We start from the raw sequence: 18,214 nt of genomic DNA, 5'->3' as shown, positions 1-18,214 counted from the left end.
CATGCAGCGCCGCTTCAGCGCCGTCGCAGTTCCACGATCAGACCGGCGTCGCCGCGCAGTACCGTCGCGGCGGCGTCCGGCATCGGCACCGTCTCGCGCAGCTCGATCGTCCTCGCGCCGCCGCAGGCGCCTTCGCCCGGACGTACCCAGCGGGCCGTCACCGACAGCGAGGACGCCTCACCCGATCCCTGCGGCACGAGCTGAACGCTCACCTCGTTCTGCGCGGCATAGGGATAGGCCGCGGCGCGCGGACAGGCGACGGGCTGGGCCTCCTGGATCGACTGGCGAAAGCTACTGATGTTCCGCGCCGACACCCACAAGGTCCCGTCCCACATGGTCGTGTTCCCCGCGCGCATCACAACGCCGAGCCGGACACGCTCACCGTTGCCCCTCCCGCGCTCGCGCTGCGGCTCGTCGATCATCACGTAGACGGGCGGGGGCGGCGGGGCGGTCGCGAGCACCTGCGCGACGAGCAGAAGCGAGAACATGGGAGCGATCCTTCCGGCGAAGCCGTCGGTCCTGGCCCAGCGCCGCTTAAGGAAGCGTGACCGGGCACGCGCCCCGGCGACTCACTTTTTCTCCGGGCACGACGCGACAAGCGCGCTCCATCCCGCTTACAACCCCTATCATGGCAATCGGACTTCAGAATGAGGGCTTCAGCGACGCGCTCGTGATCCTCGGCGCGGCGGGGCTCGTCATCCCGGCGTTCGCGCGCTTTCGCATCAGCCCGGTGATCGGCTTCATCCTCGTCGGCGTGCTCGTCGGTCCCGCCGGGCTCGGCGCGCTCGTGCCGCGCGCGCCCTGGCTCTACTACCTCACCATCTCCGATCCAGAGGCGATCGAGCCCTTCGCCGAGTTCGGCATCGTGCTGCTGCTGTTCTCGATCGGGCTCGAGCTCTCGTTCCGGCGCCTCTGGGCGATGCGACGCCTCGTCTTCGGCACCGGGCCGATGCAGCTGCTCGGCTCGGCGCTGCTGATCGGCGTCACGCTCCACTATCTCGGCCAGAACTGGAGCGGCTCGGCCGGGCTCGGGCTCGCACTCGCGCTGTCGAGCACCGCGCTGGTGCTGCCGCTGGTCGGCACGTCCAGCCCGGTCGGGCGCGGCGCTTTCGCCATCCTGCTGTTCCAGGACCTCGCGCTGGTGCCGATCATCTTCTCGCTCGGCGCGATGGCGCCGACCGCGGCGGCAGGCTGGGTCGGTATCGCCGGCGTGGCGCTGCGCGGCGCGCTCACGGTGGTGGCGATGTACGTCGGCGGCCGGCTGGTGCTGCCCCGGCTGTTCGCGCAGGCGGCGCGCACCAAGAGCCCCGAGCTGTTCCTCGCCGCCTCGCTGCTGGTGGTGATCGTCGCCAGCGTGGCCACCACCGCGGCCGGGCTGTCGCCGATCGTCGGCGCGCTGCTCGCCGGGCTGCTGATCGCGGAGACCGAGTATCACAGCGAGGTCGAGGTGATGACCGCGCCGTTCAAGGGCCTCGCGCTCGGCGTGTTCCTGATCACCGTGGGGATGAGCCTCGACCTCAAGCTGATCCTCGCCAACTGGGGGTCGCTGCTCGCCGCGGTGATCGGGGTGGTGAGCGCCAAGACGATGGTGACCTACCTGCTGCTGCGGGTCGCCAACGCGCGCCGCGGCATCGCGCTGGAGACCGGCCTGCTGATGGGCAGCCCGTCGGAGACGACGCTGATCGTGCTCGCCACCGCGGCGCAGGCGCAGCTGATCCTCGGCTCCACCGCCGCCTTCTGGCAGACCGTCACCGCCATCGGGCTGACGATCACGCCGCTGCTCGCCAAGCTGGGTCGCGTCGTGTCGCGCCGGATCGAGGGACGCGACCCTCTGCCCGACGCGGTCTCGGCCGAGCAGGGCACGCGCGCGGTGGTGTTCGGCTTCGGTCGCGTCGGTCAGCTCGTCGCCGACATGCTGGCGCGCCACCAGCAGCCGTTCGTCGCGGTGGAGGCCGATATCGACGCGGTCGCGGAGGCGCGCGCCGCGGGCTATCCCGTGGTGTTCGGTGACGTCTCGCGCGCCGAGCTGATCGATCGGCTCGATCTCGCCAGCGCGCGCGCGCTGATCCTGACGATGGACGACCCCGTGCTGACGGTGCGGCTGGCGCGGCGGCTGCGCGAGGCTTTCCCCGAGCTGCCGATCATCGCGCGCGCGCGCGACACCGTCCATGCCGCCGAGTTGTACAAGGCCGGCGTCACCGACGCGGTGCCCGAGACGCTGGAGAGCTCGCTCCAGCTGTCCGAGGCGGTGCTGGTCGATCTCGGCGTGGCGATGGGTCGGGTGATCGCGTCGATCCACGACAAGCGCGACGAGCTGCGCCAGACGATCCGGCGCGTCGCGATGCTCGATCGCGAGCCGCGCATCCGCCGGCTGCGGCGCAGCGACGAGATCGAGCCGGCCTGACCCGCGATGCCGATCAGCCGCGATTTTGCCGCAGAATCGGGCTAGCGGGCGCGCGATGAGCTCGCCTCCCGCCCCCTCTGCCGCCGACGGCAGCGCCCCGTCGCCGCGCGTCGCCTTCTTCAGCGGAAACTACAATTACGTCCGCGACGGCGCCAACCAGGCGCAGAACCTGCTGGTCGGCCACCTGCTCGACCGCGGCGTGGCGGTGCGCGTCTACTCGCCGACCACGCCGACCCCGGCGTTCGAGGCGCGCGGCACCGTCGTCGACGTGCCCGCCATCCCGATGCCCGGCGGGCGCGGCGAATATAAGCTCGGGCGTGGCCTGCCCGCGCGCCCGCGCCGCGACCTGGAAGCGTTCGCGCCCAATATCGTCCATGTCTCGTCGCCCGAGTTCCTCGGCCACGCCGCGGTGACCTGGGCGCGGCGGCACGGCATCCCGGTGGTGTCGGCGGTGCACACGCGCTTCGAGACCTATTTCGAATATTACGGCCTCGCCGCGGTGCAGCCCGCGATCAAGTGGATCCTGCGCCGCTTCTACGATCGCGCCGACCGCGTGCTGGTGCCGACCCCGTCGATGGCGGAGGTGATCCGCGGGCTGGGCGTGACCACGCCGGTCTCGCTCTGGGGTCGCGGCGTCAACCACCGCCGCTTCCATCCTTCCGCGCGCGACCTGGCGTGGCGACGCTCGCTCGGCATCGCCGACGACGAGCTGGCGATCGGCTTCCTCGGGCGGCTGGTGCTGGAGAAGGGGCTCGGCGTCTTCGCGGACGTGCTGGCGCGGCTCGACGCCATGGGGATCCGGCACCGCGTGCTGATCGTCGGCAAGGGCCCCGCGCGCGACTGGTTCGCCGAGCGCGTGCCGCAGGCCGCGTTCGCCGGCTTCCAGAGCGGCGACGACCTCGGCCGCGCGGTGGCGTCGATGGACCTGCTGTTCAACCCGAGCGTCACCGAGACCTGGGGCCAGGTGACGTCGGAGGCGATGGCGGCGGGCGTGCCGGTGGTGGCGGCGCGCGCGACCGGCGCGGTCGACCTGCTCGACGACGGCGTCACCGGGCTGCTGGTGACGCCGCGGGACGTCGAGGGCTATGCCGCCGCGATCGCGACGCTGGCGCGCGACCCGGCGCGGCGCCGCGCGATGGGCGCGGCCGCGCACGAGCACGCCAAGAGCTTCCGCTGGGACACCGCCAACGAGGCGGTGCTCGACGTGTATCGCGAGCTGCTCGCGGGGCGGTGAGGTGATTTGAGGCCCGTGTTCCTGCGCACGCAGGAACCCAGGGCCGCGGACGTCACGCTCGCTACCCTGGGCTCCTGCGTCCGCAGGAGCACGGCTGATCTCACCCCTCGTGCCAGTCGAAGGTGAGCGGCGCCTCGCGGAAGGCGAAGCGGTCGAGGTGGCTCGACACCACCTCGCGCATCCGCGCCACGTCCTCGCCCTCGGGCACGGTGAGCACCACGTCGAGCGTGTCGCTGTCGGCGCGCATCGCCAGGCGCGCGCCGTTGGGGAAGTCGATCTCGCCCGCTTCCGCCGAGTAGCGGACCGTCATCTTGTGGCTCCAGTGCTTGGCGAGCTGCTGGAGATAGCGGCTGGCCGAGTGCGTCGGCACGCGCGCGACCGAGACGCTCACTTCCGCCGCTCGATCGTCTGCGCCAGCTCGTCGATCAGCGCGGCGACCTGGAACATCTCCTCCTCGTCCGGCGCGCCGTGCAGCCGGTTCTGCACCGCGTAGCGCAGGTTGTGGAGCGCGCGCCGCACCGGGGCGTGGTCGCCGCGCGAGCGCTCGGCGCCCAGCCCGGCGAGCCGCTCGAGCAGCGCGGTTACCTGCGCCTCATGCTCGGCGAGATGCGCGCGCCCGGCCGCGGTGGCAGCGAAACGCTTGCGCGCGCCCTCGCTCGCCTGCTCCTCGATCTGCTCCATCTCGGCCAGCATCGACAGCGCCGGATAGACCACGCCCGGGCTGGGCGCATAGGCGCCGCCGGTGAGATCCTCGATCGCCTTGATCAGCTCGTAGCCGTGGCGCGGCTCGTCCGCGATCAGCTTCAGCAGCACGAGGCGCAGCTCGGCGCCGTCGAACATCCGCCGCCGCCCGCCGCCGCCGCGCGCGGCCTCGTCCCAGCGCGTCGCGAACTCCGCCGCGACCCGCTCCCAGCCGCCGCCGCGGCCACCGCGCGGCCCGCAGCCGCGCCCCATGCCGCCGTGGCGGCCGTGCCCATACATATGTCCGAACATCATCGACTCCTTGTCACGATGCCATCAAGATATATCGCAGTTCGCGGTCGTCAAGATGCTTTGCGATATATCTTGCGGTTGCGAGATGACGCGTCGGCCGCGTGCCCCTACATGCGCGTCATGGCCGACCTGTTCGCCGGGCTCGACCCGGCCGCTCCCCCTGATCCGCCCGCCGACGCGCCGCTCGCCGACCGGCTGCGCCCGCGCGCGCTCGACGAGGTCGTCGGGCAGGACCATCTCACCGGCGCGGAGGGCGCGATCGGGCGGATGGTGGCCGCGGGTCGGCTCTCGTCGATGATCCTGTGGGGGCCGCCCGGCACCGGCAAGACCACGATCGCGCGGCTGCTCGCGCAGGCGGTGGGGCTGCGCTTCGCCGCGATCTCGGCGGTGTTCTCCGGTGTCGCCGACCTCAAGAAGGCGTTCGCCGAGGCGCGCGATCACGCCCGGCTGGGCAAGCGCACCCTGCTCTTCGTCGACGAGATCCACCGCTTCAATCGCGCGCAGCAGGACGGCTTCCTTCCCTACGTCGAGGACGGCACGGTGACGCTGGTCGGCGCCACCACCGAGAACCCGTCGTTCGAGCTCAACGCCGCGCTGCTCAGCCGCGCGCAGGTGCTGATCCTCCACCGGCTCGACCGCGCCGCGCTCGAGCAGCTGATCGCGCGCGCCGAGGCCGAGGTCGGCCGCCCGCTCCCGCTCGACTCCGCCGCCCGCGACGCGCTGGTGGCGAGCGCCGACGGCGACGGTCGCTTCCTGCTCAACCAGGTCGAGACGCTCTTCTCGGTCGACCTCCCTGTTCCGCTCGACCCCGCCGGCCTGTCGAGCTTCCTCCAGCGCCGCGTCGCGGTCTATGACAAGGATCGCGAGGGCCATTACAACCTCATCAGCGCGCTGCATAAGTCGATCCGCGGCTCGGACCCGCAGGCGGCGCTCTACTATCTCGCGCGGATGCTCACCGCGGGCGAGGAGCCGCTCTACCTGCTGCGGCGGCTGACGCGCGCCGCGGTGGAGGATATCGGGCTGGCCGACCCGCAGGCGCTGGCGCAATGCCTCGCCGCCAAGGAGGCCTATGACTTTCTAGGGTCACCCGAGGGCGAGCTGGCGATCGCGCAGGCCTGCGTCTATCTCGCCACCGCGCCGAAATCGAACGCGGTCTATGCCGCGCAGAAGGCGGCGTGGAAGGTGGCACGCGAGACCGGCTCGCTGATGCCGCCCGCCAACATCCTCAACGCGCCGACCAAGCTGATGAAGCAGATCGGCTACGGCACGAACTACGAATATGACCATGACAGCGAGGGCGGCTTCTCGGGCGCGAACTACTGGCCCGACGAGCTGCCGCCGCAGCGCTTCTACGCGCCGACCGACCGCGGCTATGAGAAGCGCGTTGCCGAGCGGCTCGCCTGGTGGGATGAGCGGCGGCATGCGCACCGCGACTAAGCTCCTCCCCTTCGCCCTGCTCGCCCTCCCCGCCGCGGCGCAGTCGCCGCAGTCGGTGCGGTACGACGACCACCAGCGCTACGCGCGCGCGATCGCGGCGGGGTACAAGGCCTATAACCTGTGCGACGGTCTGTTCACCGCGGGGCGCAGCGAGCGCCAGGTCGAGGCGCTCGAGCTGCGCGGCATCTACCCGGAATATGACTCGATCGTGCCCACACTGGCGGCGCGGGTCGATCGTCCCGGCCGAACGGTGAGCGTCGCCTTCGATCCCGCGCAGCCGCCGCGGCACGCCAGCTGGGCGGTGGGCGCGGGCTGCACGCTCGCGCCGATCGGTGCCGAAGCGGTCGCGCGCGCCCCCGCGCCCGGCCTGCCGCGCGCGCCCGGCCCCGACCCGCGGCGCTGGCCGCTCGGCGACGCGGGCATCGCGCCCCGCCCCGCGCCCGCGCTCGCCGCCGCGGTGGCGCGCGCGTTCGAGGGTGGGTACGGCCGCGGCACCGAGACGCTCGGCGTCGTCGTGCTGCGCGACGGTCAGGTGGTCGCCGAGCGCTACCGCGAGGGCTTCGGCCCCTATGTCCCCAACCGCACCTGGTCGGTGGCGAAGAGCATCACCGGCACGCTGGTCGGGATGAGCGGGGTCGACCCGCTGCGCCCAGCGACCGTGCCCGAGTGGCGCCGCCCCGGCGATCCGCGCGCGCGGATCACGCTCGACCAGCTGCTGCGGATGAGCTCGGGGCTCCACAGCGACACCGCCGGCAACCGCACCGACGCGCTGTATTTCGGCGGCACCGCGGTGACCGAGCAGGCCACCGGCTGGCCGTTGTCGGCGCGCCCGGGCACGCACTTCCGCTACGCCAACAACGATATCCTGCTCGCGGTGCGGGCGCTGCGCGCGTCGCTCGGCGAGGCGCGCTATCGCGCGCTGCCGGCGCGGCTGCTCGTGCCGCTCGGCATGCGGCACACGGTGGTCGAGAGCGACTGGCAGGGCAATTACCTGCTCTCCAGCGCGGTGTGGACCACCGCGCGCGACCTCGCCCGGCTCGGCCAGTTCTGGCTGCAGGACGGCGTGTGGCAGGGGCGGCGCCTGCTGCCCGCCGGCTGGATGCGCTACCTGACGACCCCGCGCCTGCCCCAGCCCGAGCGCGACGAGGGCTATGGCGCCTCGATCTGGCTGTTCGGCGCGCGCCAGGGGCTGCCAGCGGGGAGCTACTCGGCGCAGGGCAACCGCGGCCAATATGTCATGGTGGTGCCGTCCGAGCGGCTGGTGGTGGTCCGCCGCGGCGAGGACCCGACCGGGGCGCGCTTCGACGTCGCGCGCTTCACCGCGGACGTGATCGCGGCGCGGTGAGCGCGCCGCCGCCCGGCCGTTTCACCGAGTTCGTCGCGATCGACTGGTCGGGCGCGCGCGGGCGTCGGCATCGCGGCATCGCAGTGGCGCGCTGTGGCCCCGGGAGCGACGCGCCCGCGCTGGTCGCGCCGTCGAGCCGTGACTGGTCGCGCGCCGAGGTGCTCGACTGGCTCGTCACGCGCCGCGACCGCGCCATGCTGGTCGGGTTCGACTTCAGCTTCTCCGCCCCCTTCGTCGCGCGCGGCGCGCATCTGCCCGGCGAGACCGAGACGCGCGACGCGCCCGCGCTGTGGCGCTACGTCGACGCGGCGAGCGCGGACGAGGACCTCGGCGCCGCGTCCTTCCTCGAGGCGCGGCGCGGACGCCATTTCTACCTCGGCGCGGCCGACGGCGCCAAGCGCGACTTCCTGCACTGGCGTGTGTGCGAGGTCGCGCATGACGGCAGCACCAAGCCCTCCACCGTCTATGACGCGATCGGCGCCGCGCAGGTCGCCAAGGCGAGCTTCGCGGGCATGCGGCTGCTCCACCAGCTCGGCGGGCGTATCGCCGTCTGGCCCTTCGACCCGGTCCCGCCGGCAGGCGCATTGGTGGTGGAGATCTATACCGCGATCGCGGCGCGTGCCGCGGGGTTGCGCAAGGGGCGGAGCAAGCTGCGCGACGCGGCCGCGCTCGACGCCGCGCTGACGGCGCTCGGCAGCGCGCCCCATGCGCCGCTCGCGCGCTACGACGATCATGCCACCGACGCGATCCTCGCCGCCGCCTGGCTGCGCGCGCGGGTGGGCAGTGCCGCTCTGTGGCAGCCGCGCGGGCTCACCGCGGCGGTGGCGCGGAGCGAGGGCTGGACCTTCGGCGTCGCCTGACGCATGAGGGCCGCCGCGCCGGTTTAGCTCAGCTGGTAGAGCAGCGGTTTTGTAAACCGAAGGTCGCGGGTTCGATCCCTGCAACCGGCACCAAATTTCCGCGGTTTGAACCCTTTACACAGTGGGTGGTGAAGGCGCGTCGAGATCTGGATAAGCACCAGCTAAGCGCCGCGTGATTGGTCCTGCGGCTACTCTCTTGCCCAGCCAACTCGTGGGAGCGTTAGGGCTTCGGCGCCTCGGCCGCGATCTTAATGCCCTCCAAGGCCCGCTCGGTTGCATATCGGAGCCTCAGCTCGCTTCGAACCGAGCCGTCTCAGTTTGCAACGCGCGAATTGAGTTGAATGAGACCGATGTCAGTGCCATTTAGGCAGCCGCAGCGGCAGTCGCGTCGCGGCATCGCATGCCGGCAGCAGCGGCCGTCCTGGAGAGATAGGATGCCCTACAGCGCAGCGAAAATCGCCAACGAGATGCTTGCTATCGCGCGGGAGCGTGGCGAAGAGCTATCGCCGTTGAAACTGCTCAAGCTCGTCTATATCGCGCACGGATGGGCGTTTCCGCTCTTAGAAGAGCAACTGCTGGACGAGCAGCCTCAGGCTTGGCAGTACGGACCGGTCGTTCCCTCATTGTATCGAGCGATTTCGGGGTATAGAGCTGGTCCGGTAACACGACCCATTCCGGACCATGATCCTCAGCAGTTGAGCGCTGACGAGCACGCCCTGATACGAAGCGTGTACGACACATACTCGCGCTATTCAGCAGTCCAGCTTTCTAATTTGACACACCTTCCTGGATCGCCTTGGTACGAGGCTTGGAATGAGCGCGGTCGAAACGCTGTGATCGGAAACGATCGGATCAGCGAGCACTATCGACAGCTATGGCGTGAGCGTGGCGCGGCCGCCGCGTAGAGTACCGACGCAACTTCCGGAACCAAGAGCTTCCGAAGTTGAAGAAGGCTCTTCAGCAATAGCTGAGGCGAACGCTGTTGCGCGTGGCGTCGATCTGTCGAGTCGCCGGGATCTTAACCGAGTTAATCAACTTCAGCGCCGTGATCGAATGGACGAAAATGTCCACAATCTGCTTACAGCGGGGCTATGGATAATAGGTCTTTCCATAGTCGCTTTAATCGTCGTTATCTTTTGGAACATGGCAGCTCCGGAGGCGGCTAGGTTTCTGACGCTGGATGAGACTAACCGCTTAAAAGATTTCATATTTAGCGGCGCAATTGGTTCCGCATTAGTCGCGGCGGGTCGACGGGTTTCCGGCCGGGAGGATAACTCCGAAGACGTTTAAAACGTCCTCGGCAAGCTATCTTTGCATCTACATCCTTCTATTTTAGGCTAGCCTTGCGAGGCTGTCGACGGTGCTTAAGGTGCGCCCAGCGCCTGCACTTTCGCGTCAGCCGGAGTCGCCTTCATCAATGGGCTAGAGCGCGGGCCGTAGCGGAGGGCCATCACTGCACCGCCTCGAACCCCGCCCATTCGTCCACGTCCGCCTTCATCGGCGCGCCAAAGACATTGCGGCGCACTCTCGCCTTCGCCTCCGCGCGCGCCTTCTTCATGACCTTGCCGACTGCCTCCTGACGATCGTCATGCGACATGGACCGCCACGGCCGGGCTCGCACCAGCGTGTCGAGATCGGGCTTCGCAAGCTGCCCGGTGATCTCCTGTAGACGATCGTACTGCTCCGGCGTCCACTCCACGCGCTTGCCAGCGTCGTTGTAGGCGCGCTGCGGTCGGCTGATCGCCACGCCAGCCTCCGACAGGCCGGTGAGCGTCGGATCATTGCGCGCTGTGCCGGTCCAGATTGGCGAAATGATGTCGGGACCGATACCTCCCTCGGCTTCCATGACGCGTCCCATCACGTCACGACGGGGCATCAGGTCGTTCGAAAGCCCCGGCACGCGCGAGCGGATGCGGTCCATGGGGCCGCGCGCCTCGCGCAGGATCGGGTCCGTCTCACGAGTAGCCTGCGCCAGGATCGAAGGCACCGCGATGGCCCCAGCAGTACGGGCCAGGAAGTTGGGGAGGTAGCGGTCAGGGTCGTTCACCGCTTCGATCGCCGAGCTGAGACCCGACAGCCACGTCTTGGATGACAGGTTGTTGAGGATGGCAGCAGCGAGCATCGTGGCCGAGCCGTCCTTCTCCTCGTCGGTCATGCTGTTCGACAGCTCGTGCAGGTCTGCCGCGGTGCCGATCGTCGTCGAGAACGGATCGAGGCGGGCATAGCTGTAGTAGCGGTCGCCGATGCGCAGGCTGTACGGCTGCCAGCCGTTCGCCAGCAGCAGGGCGCGCTGCGCCGGATCTGCCGGGCCACCACCCGTGATCTGCCCGTCGGCTGCCATCTCGTACATGGCCGCGCCCATGCCCGTGCCCATCGCCATGCGGGCAAGCGCCAGGTCACGGCGAGCACCACCCGCAGCCACTTCCTTGCGCCACGACTTCATCACGGGCGCGACCGGTGAGCGTTCCGCTGCGAACTTGAGGAGGTTCATCGGCGTACGGACAAACGGCAGCAGCAGCTTCAGCTCAGGCCGGCGCTGGGTGGCTCGCGATACACCCGCCGCGAAGCTGTCGTGTGCCAGCGGCGTCTGGAACGTCAGGTAACGCGCGTAGTCGAACGACTGCTTCAGCATGTCGTCGGGCGGGTTCAGGACGAGGTCGGCCGCTCGATCCCGAGCCGCCCTGCCCTTCAGCCCCTCTGCCGAGGCTTGGCGGATCGCTAACCCGCTTAGCTCCATGCGGCGCGCTACACCTTTGAACAGCTCGTCCTCTGCCGTGAGCAGGCGCGTCGGCGTCCGGATGATGCTGCCGGCCATACCTGGAATGGCGTTCATCTGCTGCGACTCGACCTTGCTGGCGGCGTCAGCAGCGTCGCCAGAGAGGAGTGAGCGAGCCGCAGCCCTCATGCCTTCCTTGGCCCCGCTGATCATGCCAGCAGCACGTGCTCCGATCTCAGAGAAGAGCACGCGATCCGTGTCGGCCTGCCCTGGCAGCAGACGCCGGGCCGCTCCTACGCCGGCCGCGGCAGCGTGTTCAGGCAGCTGAGCCAGTGAGGTGAGTGTATTGGACAGGATGTTGACCGCATGCGTCTGCGGCCCGGACAGTAGGCTGTTGATGTAAAGCTCGACCGCCCGGTCCTTCCAGGTCGGCGAGAGCGCCTTGACGACGAAGCGGTTCAGCCCGCCCGGCGTGGTGCCGGCAGCCTCAAGATCAACGATGCGCTCCGCGACGTCCTTCAGGCGCCCGCTTCCGCCGAGCGTCTCGCCCAGAGAGGCGAGCACACGCCCAGCGTCGCGGCTGTCGGCGGTCTGGCGGAACTGCTGGAGCGCACGGCCAGCCTCCGCGGTCATGCCGGAAACCTGCTCCTGGATGGCGGCATGGCGCAGCCACGCCTCGCGGAAAGCGGCCTCGGCCTCGTCGCCAGCGTTCTCGGTACGCGCGATCCGCTTGGCCATGTTGACCAGATCGGTCGCCGAGCGAGCGAGGATCTGGCGGGCAGCCAGCGCTTCCTCTGCGTTGAACGCCTGTCCCTTGCGGCGCTTCAGCAAATCGTCCGCGGTCATGCCCAGCTCGGCAGCCAGGCTCTGCGTCTCTGCCTGGGTGATCCGGCCACGGCGAGCGGCGTCGAAGCCGCCAGCTACCTTGTCCGTCTGCGACAGCGCTCGCTTGATCGCCTGAGGGCTGTCGAGCTTGTCGAGGCGGATGTTGCCGGCGAGGTTCGGCGCGTTCTCGCCCCATTCTTCATAGGCCCGCACAGGCGGTACGTTGGCGTCGAGATCGTCCAAGCCAACAGGCTGGCTACGATCGGAAGTGAGCGGCGCCCCATCCGTCTGCGCCTGCTCAACGTCCCAGCGCTGTCGCCGAGTTGCGTTGAACGCCTCCACTTCAGGAAGATCGTCAGGTCGGAAAAGCCGCTCACGTCCCGAGTGCGTGCCTGCGAGCGCATCGACAAACTCGTTTATGCTCGGCGGCTCGGTGCGGTCGGGAAAGAAGCCAGCCTCCCATGCACGATCGGCGGCGTCGTCATAGGACAGGCCGTCCTCTGTCACGAGCGGGCCCAACCGATCGCCGCCTGTCAGGTCCATACCTTTGCGCGGCGCATTGGTGATGCCAAGGTGTTCAAGCTCGCTGCCGGTCGGCTTGATGCCACCTTCCATCCGCAGCCACGACGAGAGGTCTAGCGGCCCGCGTACGTTGATCGGGCTGCCGGTCCGGGCATGCGGGATGGCGCGAGAGGCCAGCTCTCCGGCTTCGTTAGGCGCACGCACCGTGTGATAACGGCCGCCCTCAATGCGAGCGGCTTCTTCAACGCCGTCGACCGTGTTGGCGGAGATCGGGAGGACGTCGCCGGACAGGAAGCGGTTGGCGGCGGCAAGCCGATCCGAGTTGGTGACAGGCGTGGCCGACGAACCAGTGGATGCAACGTTGATCACGTCCAGCGTGCGCGGCTCGTCGAAGTCCGGTGCGTAGATGGACGGCTGGTCGATCTCGGACGGCATCGCACGAGAGGCACCGTGGGCCATTGGAGCGCCGAAGCTATTCGGCGCTGGTAGGTCAAGCGCATCGTTGTTCCCGATCGCCTTGCCCGCATCGACAGCGCCCGACGCGAAGTCGTCAGCCGTACGCTCCCCAGCGCGACCCGTGAGACGCGAGAACGGGCGCCCGACAAGCTGAGCGACGCGCGGCGCCAACACGCCCGCACCAACGCCCAGAGCGCCACCAGCAGGCGCACCGATGGCGGCGCCCTGCGCACGTTCAGCCCAGCTCTCGCCCTGACCAGCGCCAGCCAAGCCGCCCTCGATGGCGCCAGCTAGGGCGAGGCGACCCACGAAAGCGCGACGAGCTGCCTGCTCAGCGGCATAGCGGCTTCCACCACCGCGCAGCGCTGCACGGGCCGCGTTGAAGCCGACGCCCTCGACCGACGCTCCGGGCAGGGCCAGCCCGCTCGCGAGCTGCCCGCCAAAGCGAGCCCACTCGTGCTGCTTCTCGTCGTTGTCGAGGATGGAGCGGTTCTGCTCCAGGTTGTTGGCGTACACGTCGCCGAAGCGCCGGTTGCTGCCCCAGACGTTCTCACGTTCGCTGCCCGGCAGCAGACTGTCGACCACGGCGCCAGCTTCGTCGAGAACGTTGAGCGGGTCCGCGAAACCGCGCAGCGCCGCGCCGGTCCGCCCGTCGCCCAGGTCGGTGAGCACGCGCGGACGCGCGGCGGTCGGGATGCCGTTGCCGCCTGCGTTACGGTCGCGGTTGCGCTTGGCGAACTGCGTAGCCGCTGCCTCGGGATCGACCTGAATGCCGTTTGCCTTGGCGTAGGCGGCGTAATCGGCAGGACCTTTGCTGAAGTCCTGCCAGATGGACATGAGCCCCTTCTCTTGCGCCTCAGGCAGCCCCTGCGACGGAGTTGGCTCGTCCCAGAACACCGCCTGCGCGTTACCGTACTCACCCGACTTCGGTCCCTGGTGACGGTAATCGGCAGGCGTCTGAAAGGTGCCTGCGAACGCACCGCGACGATTGAGCCGCGCCAGCCGCTCTTCCTGCATGTACCGCGCGAGCAGCGGCATGTTGCCCTTGAGGTACTCGGGCGTGGTCACCGCCATGCCGTCATGCAGGAGGCTGGCACCAGCATCGCGCCCGCCCATTGCCACAGAGGCGACCGGGCGACCGTACGTCATGGCACCCGTGGGCGTGACCGTGGCACCAGGTTGGACAAACGGCAGGAAAGCCGAGCGCGCCTGCTGCCCAAGCGGCACCGGTTGACCCGCGGCGTTGCGGCCCTGTTGGCTCAACTCGAAGGCATCAACACCGTACAGGCGAGCGTTGCGGCCATCCTGGAGGCGGAAGGTGTCACCATCGTGCGCCTGACCCGTTGCTCGCAGAGGCGCGGCAGGAGCGGCGGGGTGAGCAGCCGGCTCGAAGCCGGCCCACTCGTCAGCGGCAGGCTCACGGCGGACTTCGCGAAAGCCGCTCCACTCGTCACGATCGCTCACCGGCGCATCACCTTGCCCTGCGGGTTGCGGAAGTAGGTGCCAGCCGGAAGGCGCATGGCTTCATCGCGTGTCGTGACCGGCACGGGATTGTCGGCGCTACCCTGCTGCGCCTGTCCGCCCTTCGCCGCCCGTCGCGGGCGGTACATGCTCCACGCCTGCTGCTCGCCAGGCGTCAGCGCCTCACCGCGCGATACCTTCGCCAGGATAGGCGCCATGGTGCCAGCCATCGTCTGGCGAGGAGGCGAGCCATTCCCAGCCCGCGAAGCTGGCGAACGAGGGTGTAGATCTCGGTAGGTCGGCACACCGCGCATCTGCACGCGGTTGGCCTGTCGCACGCCTTCCAGCGCCTCGCGCCCGGCCATGGCGGTAGGCCCGCCGCTTCGCAGAACGAAGTCCTGCAACGCGGTGTCGTAGCCATCGTCGCCGGGCTGGAGACCAAGCGATCCGGCATAGGCCTCGTAATCCTCCGGGCCGTCATAAACGACCGAGCTGTCGCCCGTGGCGGGATTGTACTGCACGCGGTCACGGCCACTCATGAAGTATTGCGGCGCGTTCTGCCGCGCGTCGCGATCCTCGACCTGCCACTGGCGATCCTCGGCGCGCTGAGCATCCTGGCGGGCCCACGAGGCCTGCTGCTGCTGCTGTTCGAAGCGCTGCCGCTGCCGATCACCGAGGCGCTGGTAGATCGACTGCGCGCCCATCGGGTTGCCACCAGCATTCATCAGTGATGCGGCAAGGAGCTGGATGCGCTCTCCCCAGCCGCCGGGTTCGTTGAAGCCGGGGCCGCGAACCTTCGTCTTGCTGATGTCGAGCGGCGTTTGAAGGGCGGCGGTGTCCACCTGCGGGGTAGCAAACGACATAGGCTCAGCCCCGTCGAAGCCGGGTATGATCTCCGGCACGACACCTGGCGTGCGGGTGTCACCCGACATGGGCGCACCGAAGATCGGGCGCGACTTGCGCGATGCTAGGTCGACCCGATTGGCAGTGCTCAGCTTTGGCCCGCCAGGCGCTCCGGTCGGGTTGGCTGCCAGCGCCATTATCGCCGCGGGCGACATACCCTCCTCATCAGGCACGTTCACGGGCGCGAACCCGCCGCCCGGCTGTCGGCGACCAACAAGCATCCTCAGCAACTCCCCTCAGGTTCAACATATGTCAGCGTGGGCGGGAAGGCGGTCGCCGCCAGGGCCCGCACGTCGGCTGGCAGCTCATCCACCATGCGCAGGCACTCGACCGTCGCCGTTGCGTCACCGACACTCGACCACTCGTGCGCGATGGAGATCGCCTCAACGACCCACCAGGATCGCACCTCGGCAGTTTCGTGCGCATTGCAGGGATCGGTCGCCCGCACGAAAAGAACGTCGACAAGGCGGAGCGCTGAGCCGGGAGTGCCGCTCGCAGCGCCGAGGCGGGCATACTGCTCGGCCTCAACCAGACGACGAGCGCGGCACACCTCACCGCCGTTCAAACAGCCCCTAACCATCACGGCGATGGCGCCGTCATCCCCGTTAGCAGCGTCGTGGTGCAGACCTTCGATGGCCACCAGCAGCCTTGCCGTGTCGTCATCTGGCGGCGTGAACGCAGGGTCGCGCAGCACATCGACATACCGCTCCGCCGCCTCGGTGATCCCGCACTTGGCGGCATGGCCGAAGCGAGCTGCGGCTTCCTGAAGGTAGAGCGTCGCCGGCTCAGAGGCGCCGTGCTGGGCGGCTTCTATTGCGCGATCGAGCAGGAGGGTGCCGAGCGCCAGCGCTTCCGCCGCACCGCCCACGGCAGCGGCAAGGCGAGCGTACACGACTGCGGCAGCGATGCTCTCATCCGCGGATGCGCGCCCTTCCTGCGCCGCCTCAAGGCACATGTCACGAAGGATAGAGAGCGCAGCTGGCGAGCCGAACGCCTGTAGGTGCTCATCGCCCACGACAGGACGAGCCTTAAGCTCAACTTGGGGGAGTCCGCCTTCGCCGCTGTTCTCGATCACGCGCACCACCATTGTCAGGTTGTGTCGCGGTGTTCGAAGAATGGGCGAGAAGCTTCCTTCGTCTACCAGACAGGGCGCTGCTAACAGATCCTAGGCAGAAAGTCCAGAGAGGTCAGGACGTCGATGATGTACGATTGACCCAGATCTATGCGCAGATCGAACGGGAGACATACTCGTGTCGATGCGACTACCTCGCTGTGTTCCTGCCCGGGGACCCGCTATGCTTCGCCTCGCAACTAAGCGGCTCGCCGCACAAGGCAGTCACGCGGTCGCTCGCCTCGCCGCCATCCACGCCTCCATCGTGGCGCTGGATGACGAGGATCTGCTCGACATCGCTGACATCTTCCGCGAACGCCGAGATACGCCTCTGGCGGCTTATGCGTTCGCGGAGGTCGAGCGGCGAAGGCTAAGTCTTTGACACGAGTGGCAAGAGGCCACGCTTTGGTGGTATCGGTTGGGCCGCACGCTGAAGGGTGAGGACCAAACGTTTCGGGGAAGCCACATCGCAGCACTGCTGCCTGCCTTGAGCTTTCTACCCTCCTGCCAGCAGAGTCCGAAAACTTGCAGCGCGGGCGAGACTTCCGGACAGCTGCTTCTAGAGCGAGCCGCAGAAAGGATATTCGCACGGGCCGCGAGCCGTCATGAGCCAAACGGCTTTAACGCGCAGGCTATCAAAGCGGGTTGCTGTTCCGTCACCAAGAGGGCTCCCAGCATCACCGACCGCTCAACGTACCACGTCACGATCTACTGGCGGAACGAGCGGCGCAGCACGTCACATGGCTTTGAGCAGAAGCTGGATGAGTGCGGCGGTGTGCTAGACGAGCGAGGCTACTGAAGGCCGGAGATGATGCCTACCAAGCACGGGGCGCGCCACCGACGCGCTCCGCTGCCGCAGCCTTCAGATCATGGAAAGCTCCGCATCGCTTAGGCGAACCTGCCCGAGGTTGGGCCGGATTGGGTAGGCGATCAAGCACCAAACACCGCTACTGCCCGCTATAAAGTGTCGCAGACGCGATCACACAGTGTCGCTAGGCATCGGAATGGCGTCGTGCCAAACATCCAGCACAATTGAGCTCAGCACCCAGTACCTAAACGCCTCCTCGTGTTGGCGACCAAAAACATCCACGTACGTCACGATGACATTTACTCGAAGGTCGTTCTCATGAACGGCGCCGCGATCAGGTTTGCGAACCTCATATTTCCACCATCCTTTTCCAAATTCCACCTCAGCAGGAGGAGCCGACGACGAAACCGTCTCCGGATAGTGCGTAAGGGCATTACCAGCTGGCAGTCGAATTTGCGGTGTAGCAGCTACAGACGCAGTACACACAATCTTAGCTTGCCGGGCAGGAGACTGGCCGACATTCTTATATGTTAGCTTAGCACGCAGCTGAAGGTCAGAACTTATCAGGATGGAGACGCTTAAAACGGACAGGTATGCACGGACTTGCGCCTCTCCAATCCTCTGGGTCTCAAGTATCGACCTCTCAGCCGCATCGGCACTTCTTTTCGCCTCGTCTGCTGCCCGCTTAGCAAAAATAGCCGCAGCTGCCGCCGCTGCGAGTGTGTACAAACCTACGATCAGACCGAAGACGGTAGCCTTGGATTGCCACTCAGCGATCCACACGGCCGCGGCGGCGGCATCAGCCGCCCTGGTCTGCTGTTTAAGATCGTTAGTACTGATACGATGCTGCTCAATGAGCGCTGCGCATTCATCCTGTCGACGCGAGCGCTCATCGTCTGACTTGAGGCGCCGGAGGGCGCCAAGCTTACATGCCTCACCTCCTGGTTCGAAATCCGACTCGGAGGTTTGCTGCCAGCTATAGGTTGGGAGGCTAGGAGAGCCCGGCCAGAGCACCCATGCGATAGCCGATCCCGCAACCAAAACTGCTACCAGAAAACCGACCAGGAAGAATGCGACACGTCTTCTAATCGCAATCATCAAGCCGCTCCCGAACAAATCGAGCTTCCCTCACCAGCGGA

14 protein-coding genes and 1 tRNA gene are annotated in these 18,214 nt (G+C 68.1%); 8 read left to right on the top strand and 7 right to left on the bottom strand.

Annotation, left to right across the window (positions count from 1 at the left end; genetic code table 11):
- Positions 1-14 precede the first annotated feature (14 nt).
- Complete coding sequence (locus FHY05_RS05490) at positions 15-488, bottom strand: hypothetical protein (RefSeq protein WP_183943375.1); 474 nt, start codon at positions 486-488, stop codon at positions 15-17.
- 140 nt (positions 489-628) lie between these two features.
- Here FHY05_RS05490 and FHY05_RS05485 point away from each other — a divergent pair, with 140 nt between their 5' ends.
- Both FHY05_RS05485 and FHY05_RS05480 read left to right on the top strand, forming a co-directional pair.
- The gene (locus FHY05_RS05485; RefSeq protein WP_183943374.1) at positions 629-2,404 is read left to right on the top strand and encodes a cation:proton antiporter; all 1,776 of its coding nucleotides are present in this window, start codon (positions 629-631) and stop codon (positions 2,402-2,404) included.
- A gap of 55 nt (positions 2,405-2,459) precedes the next feature.
- On the top strand, positions 2,460-3,638 hold the full coding sequence (locus tag FHY05_RS05480; RefSeq protein ID WP_183943373.1) for a glycosyltransferase family 1 protein: 1,179 nt from the start codon (positions 2,460-2,462) through the stop codon (positions 3,636-3,638).
- Positions 3,639-3,738: 100 nt separating this feature from the next.
- Here the strand turns inward: FHY05_RS05480 and FHY05_RS05475 are convergent, their stop codons facing one another.
- Positions 3,739-4,029, bottom strand: coding sequence for a DUF2218 domain-containing protein (locus FHY05_RS05475; RefSeq protein WP_183943372.1), 291 nt, complete (start codon positions 4,027-4,029; stop codon positions 3,739-3,741).
- The gene (locus FHY05_RS05470) at positions 4,026-4,631 is read right to left on the bottom strand and encodes a PadR family transcriptional regulator (protein WP_183943371.1); all 606 of its coding nucleotides are present in this window, start codon (positions 4,629-4,631) and stop codon (positions 4,026-4,028) included. Before FHY05_RS05470 ends, FHY05_RS05475 begins: the two co-directional genes overlap by 4 nt.
- 120 nt (positions 4,632-4,751) lie before the next feature.
- Between FHY05_RS05470 and FHY05_RS05465 the strand changes: the two genes are divergently transcribed.
- From FHY05_RS05465 to FHY05_RS05445, 5 genes are all read left to right on the top strand, one after another.
- Positions 4,752-6,068 carry a replication-associated recombination protein A gene (locus FHY05_RS05465; RefSeq protein ID WP_183943370.1) on the top strand — a complete coding sequence of 439 codons (1,317 nt, stop codon included), beginning with the start codon at positions 4,752-4,754 and terminating at the stop codon, positions 6,066-6,068.
- Positions 6,052-7,413: a serine hydrolase gene (locus FHY05_RS05460; protein WP_183943369.1), complete on the top strand. Its 1,362-nt coding sequence runs from the start codon at positions 6,052-6,054 to the stop codon at positions 7,411-7,413. The genes FHY05_RS05465 and FHY05_RS05460 overlap by 17 nt, the downstream gene beginning before the upstream one ends.
- Positions 7,410-8,273 (top strand): hypothetical protein, encoded by an 864-nt coding sequence (locus tag FHY05_RS05455; protein ID WP_183943368.1) that lies wholly within the window; start codon positions 7,410-7,412, stop codon positions 8,271-8,273. The genes FHY05_RS05460 and FHY05_RS05455 overlap by 4 nt, the downstream gene beginning before the upstream one ends.
- 17 nt (positions 8,274-8,290) lie before the next feature.
- Positions 8,291-8,366: transfer RNA gene (locus tag FHY05_RS05450), tRNA-Thr, on the top strand.
- A 341-nt stretch (positions 8,367-8,707) separates the two neighbouring features.
- Positions 8,708-9,178, top strand: a complete 471-nt coding sequence (locus FHY05_RS05445) for a Panacea domain-containing protein (RefSeq protein WP_183943367.1) — start codon at positions 8,708-8,710, stop codon at positions 9,176-9,178.
- Between the two features lie 545 nt (positions 9,179-9,723).
- Here the strand turns inward: FHY05_RS05445 and FHY05_RS05440 are convergent.
- The 3 genes from FHY05_RS05440 to FHY05_RS05430 all read right to left on the bottom strand — a co-directional run bounded on the left by FHY05_RS05440 (position 9,724) and on the right by FHY05_RS05430 (position 16,243).
- Entirely contained in the window at positions 9,724-14,256 is a 4,533-nt protein-coding gene (locus tag FHY05_RS05440) for a thermonuclease family protein (RefSeq protein ID WP_183943366.1), read from the bottom strand.
- Positions 14,253-15,293 (bottom strand): hypothetical protein, encoded by a 1,041-nt coding sequence (locus FHY05_RS05435; protein WP_183943365.1) that lies wholly within the window; start codon positions 15,291-15,293, stop codon positions 14,253-14,255. Before FHY05_RS05435 ends, FHY05_RS05440 begins: the two co-directional genes overlap by 4 nt.
- Positions 15,294-15,379: 86 nt before the next feature.
- Positions 15,380-16,243 (bottom strand): hypothetical protein, encoded by an 864-nt coding sequence (locus tag FHY05_RS05430; RefSeq protein WP_183943364.1) that lies wholly within the window; start codon positions 16,241-16,243, stop codon positions 15,380-15,382.
- 208 nt (positions 16,244-16,451) lie between these two features.
- Here FHY05_RS05430 and FHY05_RS05425 point away from each other — a divergent pair, with 208 nt between their 5' ends.
- Positions 16,452-16,649, top strand: a complete 198-nt coding sequence (locus FHY05_RS05425) for a hypothetical protein (protein WP_183943363.1) — start codon at positions 16,452-16,454, stop codon at positions 16,647-16,649.
- Between the two features lie 597 nt (positions 16,650-17,246).
- Here FHY05_RS05425 and FHY05_RS05420 read toward each other — a convergent pair.
- Complete coding sequence (locus FHY05_RS05420) at positions 17,247-18,173, bottom strand: hypothetical protein (protein WP_183943362.1); 927 nt, start codon at positions 18,171-18,173, stop codon at positions 17,247-17,249.
- Positions 18,174-18,214: the final 41 nt, after the last annotated feature.

The sequence above is a fragment of the Sphingomonas sp. BK580 genome (assembly GCF_014194975.1).
Taxonomy (GTDB): domain Bacteria; phylum Pseudomonadota; class Alphaproteobacteria; order Sphingomonadales; family Sphingomonadaceae; genus Sphingomonas.
This window is presented reverse-complemented; position numbering and strand designations above follow the sequence as displayed.

Excerpts from the sequence above, each read along its gene's own strand:
- FHY05_RS05425 (WP_183943363.1), top strand. The coding sequence starts at position 16,452 with ATGCTTCGCCTCGCAACTAAGCGGCTCGCCGCACAAGGCAGTCACGCG.
- FHY05_RS05465 (WP_183943370.1), top strand. The coding sequence starts at position 4,752 with ATGGCCGACCTGTTCGCCGGGCTCGACCCGGCCGCTCCCCCTGATCCG.
- FHY05_RS05485 (WP_183943374.1), top strand. The coding sequence starts at position 629 with ATGGCAATCGGACTTCAGAATGAGGGCTTCAGCGACGCGCTCGTGATC.
- FHY05_RS05445 (WP_183943367.1), top strand. The coding sequence starts at position 8,708 with ATGCCCTACAGCGCAGCGAAAATCGCCAACGAGATGCTTGCTATCGCG.
- FHY05_RS05420 (WP_183943362.1), bottom strand. The coding sequence starts at position 18,173 with ATGATTGCGATTAGAAGACGTGTCGCATTCTTCCTGGTCGGTTTTCTG.
- FHY05_RS05435 (WP_183943365.1), bottom strand. The coding sequence starts at position 15,293 with ATGGCGCTGGCAGCCAACCCGACCGGAGCGCCTGGCGGGCCAAAGCTG.
- FHY05_RS05430 (WP_183943364.1), bottom strand. The coding sequence starts at position 16,243 with ATGGTGGTGCGCGTGATCGAGAACAGCGGCGAAGGCGGACTCCCCCAA.
- FHY05_RS05460 (WP_183943369.1), top strand. The coding sequence starts at position 6,052 with ATGCGCACCGCGACTAAGCTCCTCCCCTTCGCCCTGCTCGCCCTCCCC.
- FHY05_RS05480 (WP_183943373.1), top strand. The coding sequence starts at position 2,460 with ATGAGCTCGCCTCCCGCCCCCTCTGCCGCCGACGGCAGCGCCCCGTCG.
- FHY05_RS05490 (WP_183943375.1), bottom strand. The coding sequence starts at position 488 with ATGTTCTCGCTTCTGCTCGTCGCGCAGGTGCTCGCGACCGCCCCGCCG.
- FHY05_RS05470 (WP_183943371.1), bottom strand. The coding sequence starts at position 4,631 with ATGTTCGGACATATGTATGGGCACGGCCGCCACGGCGGCATGGGGCGC.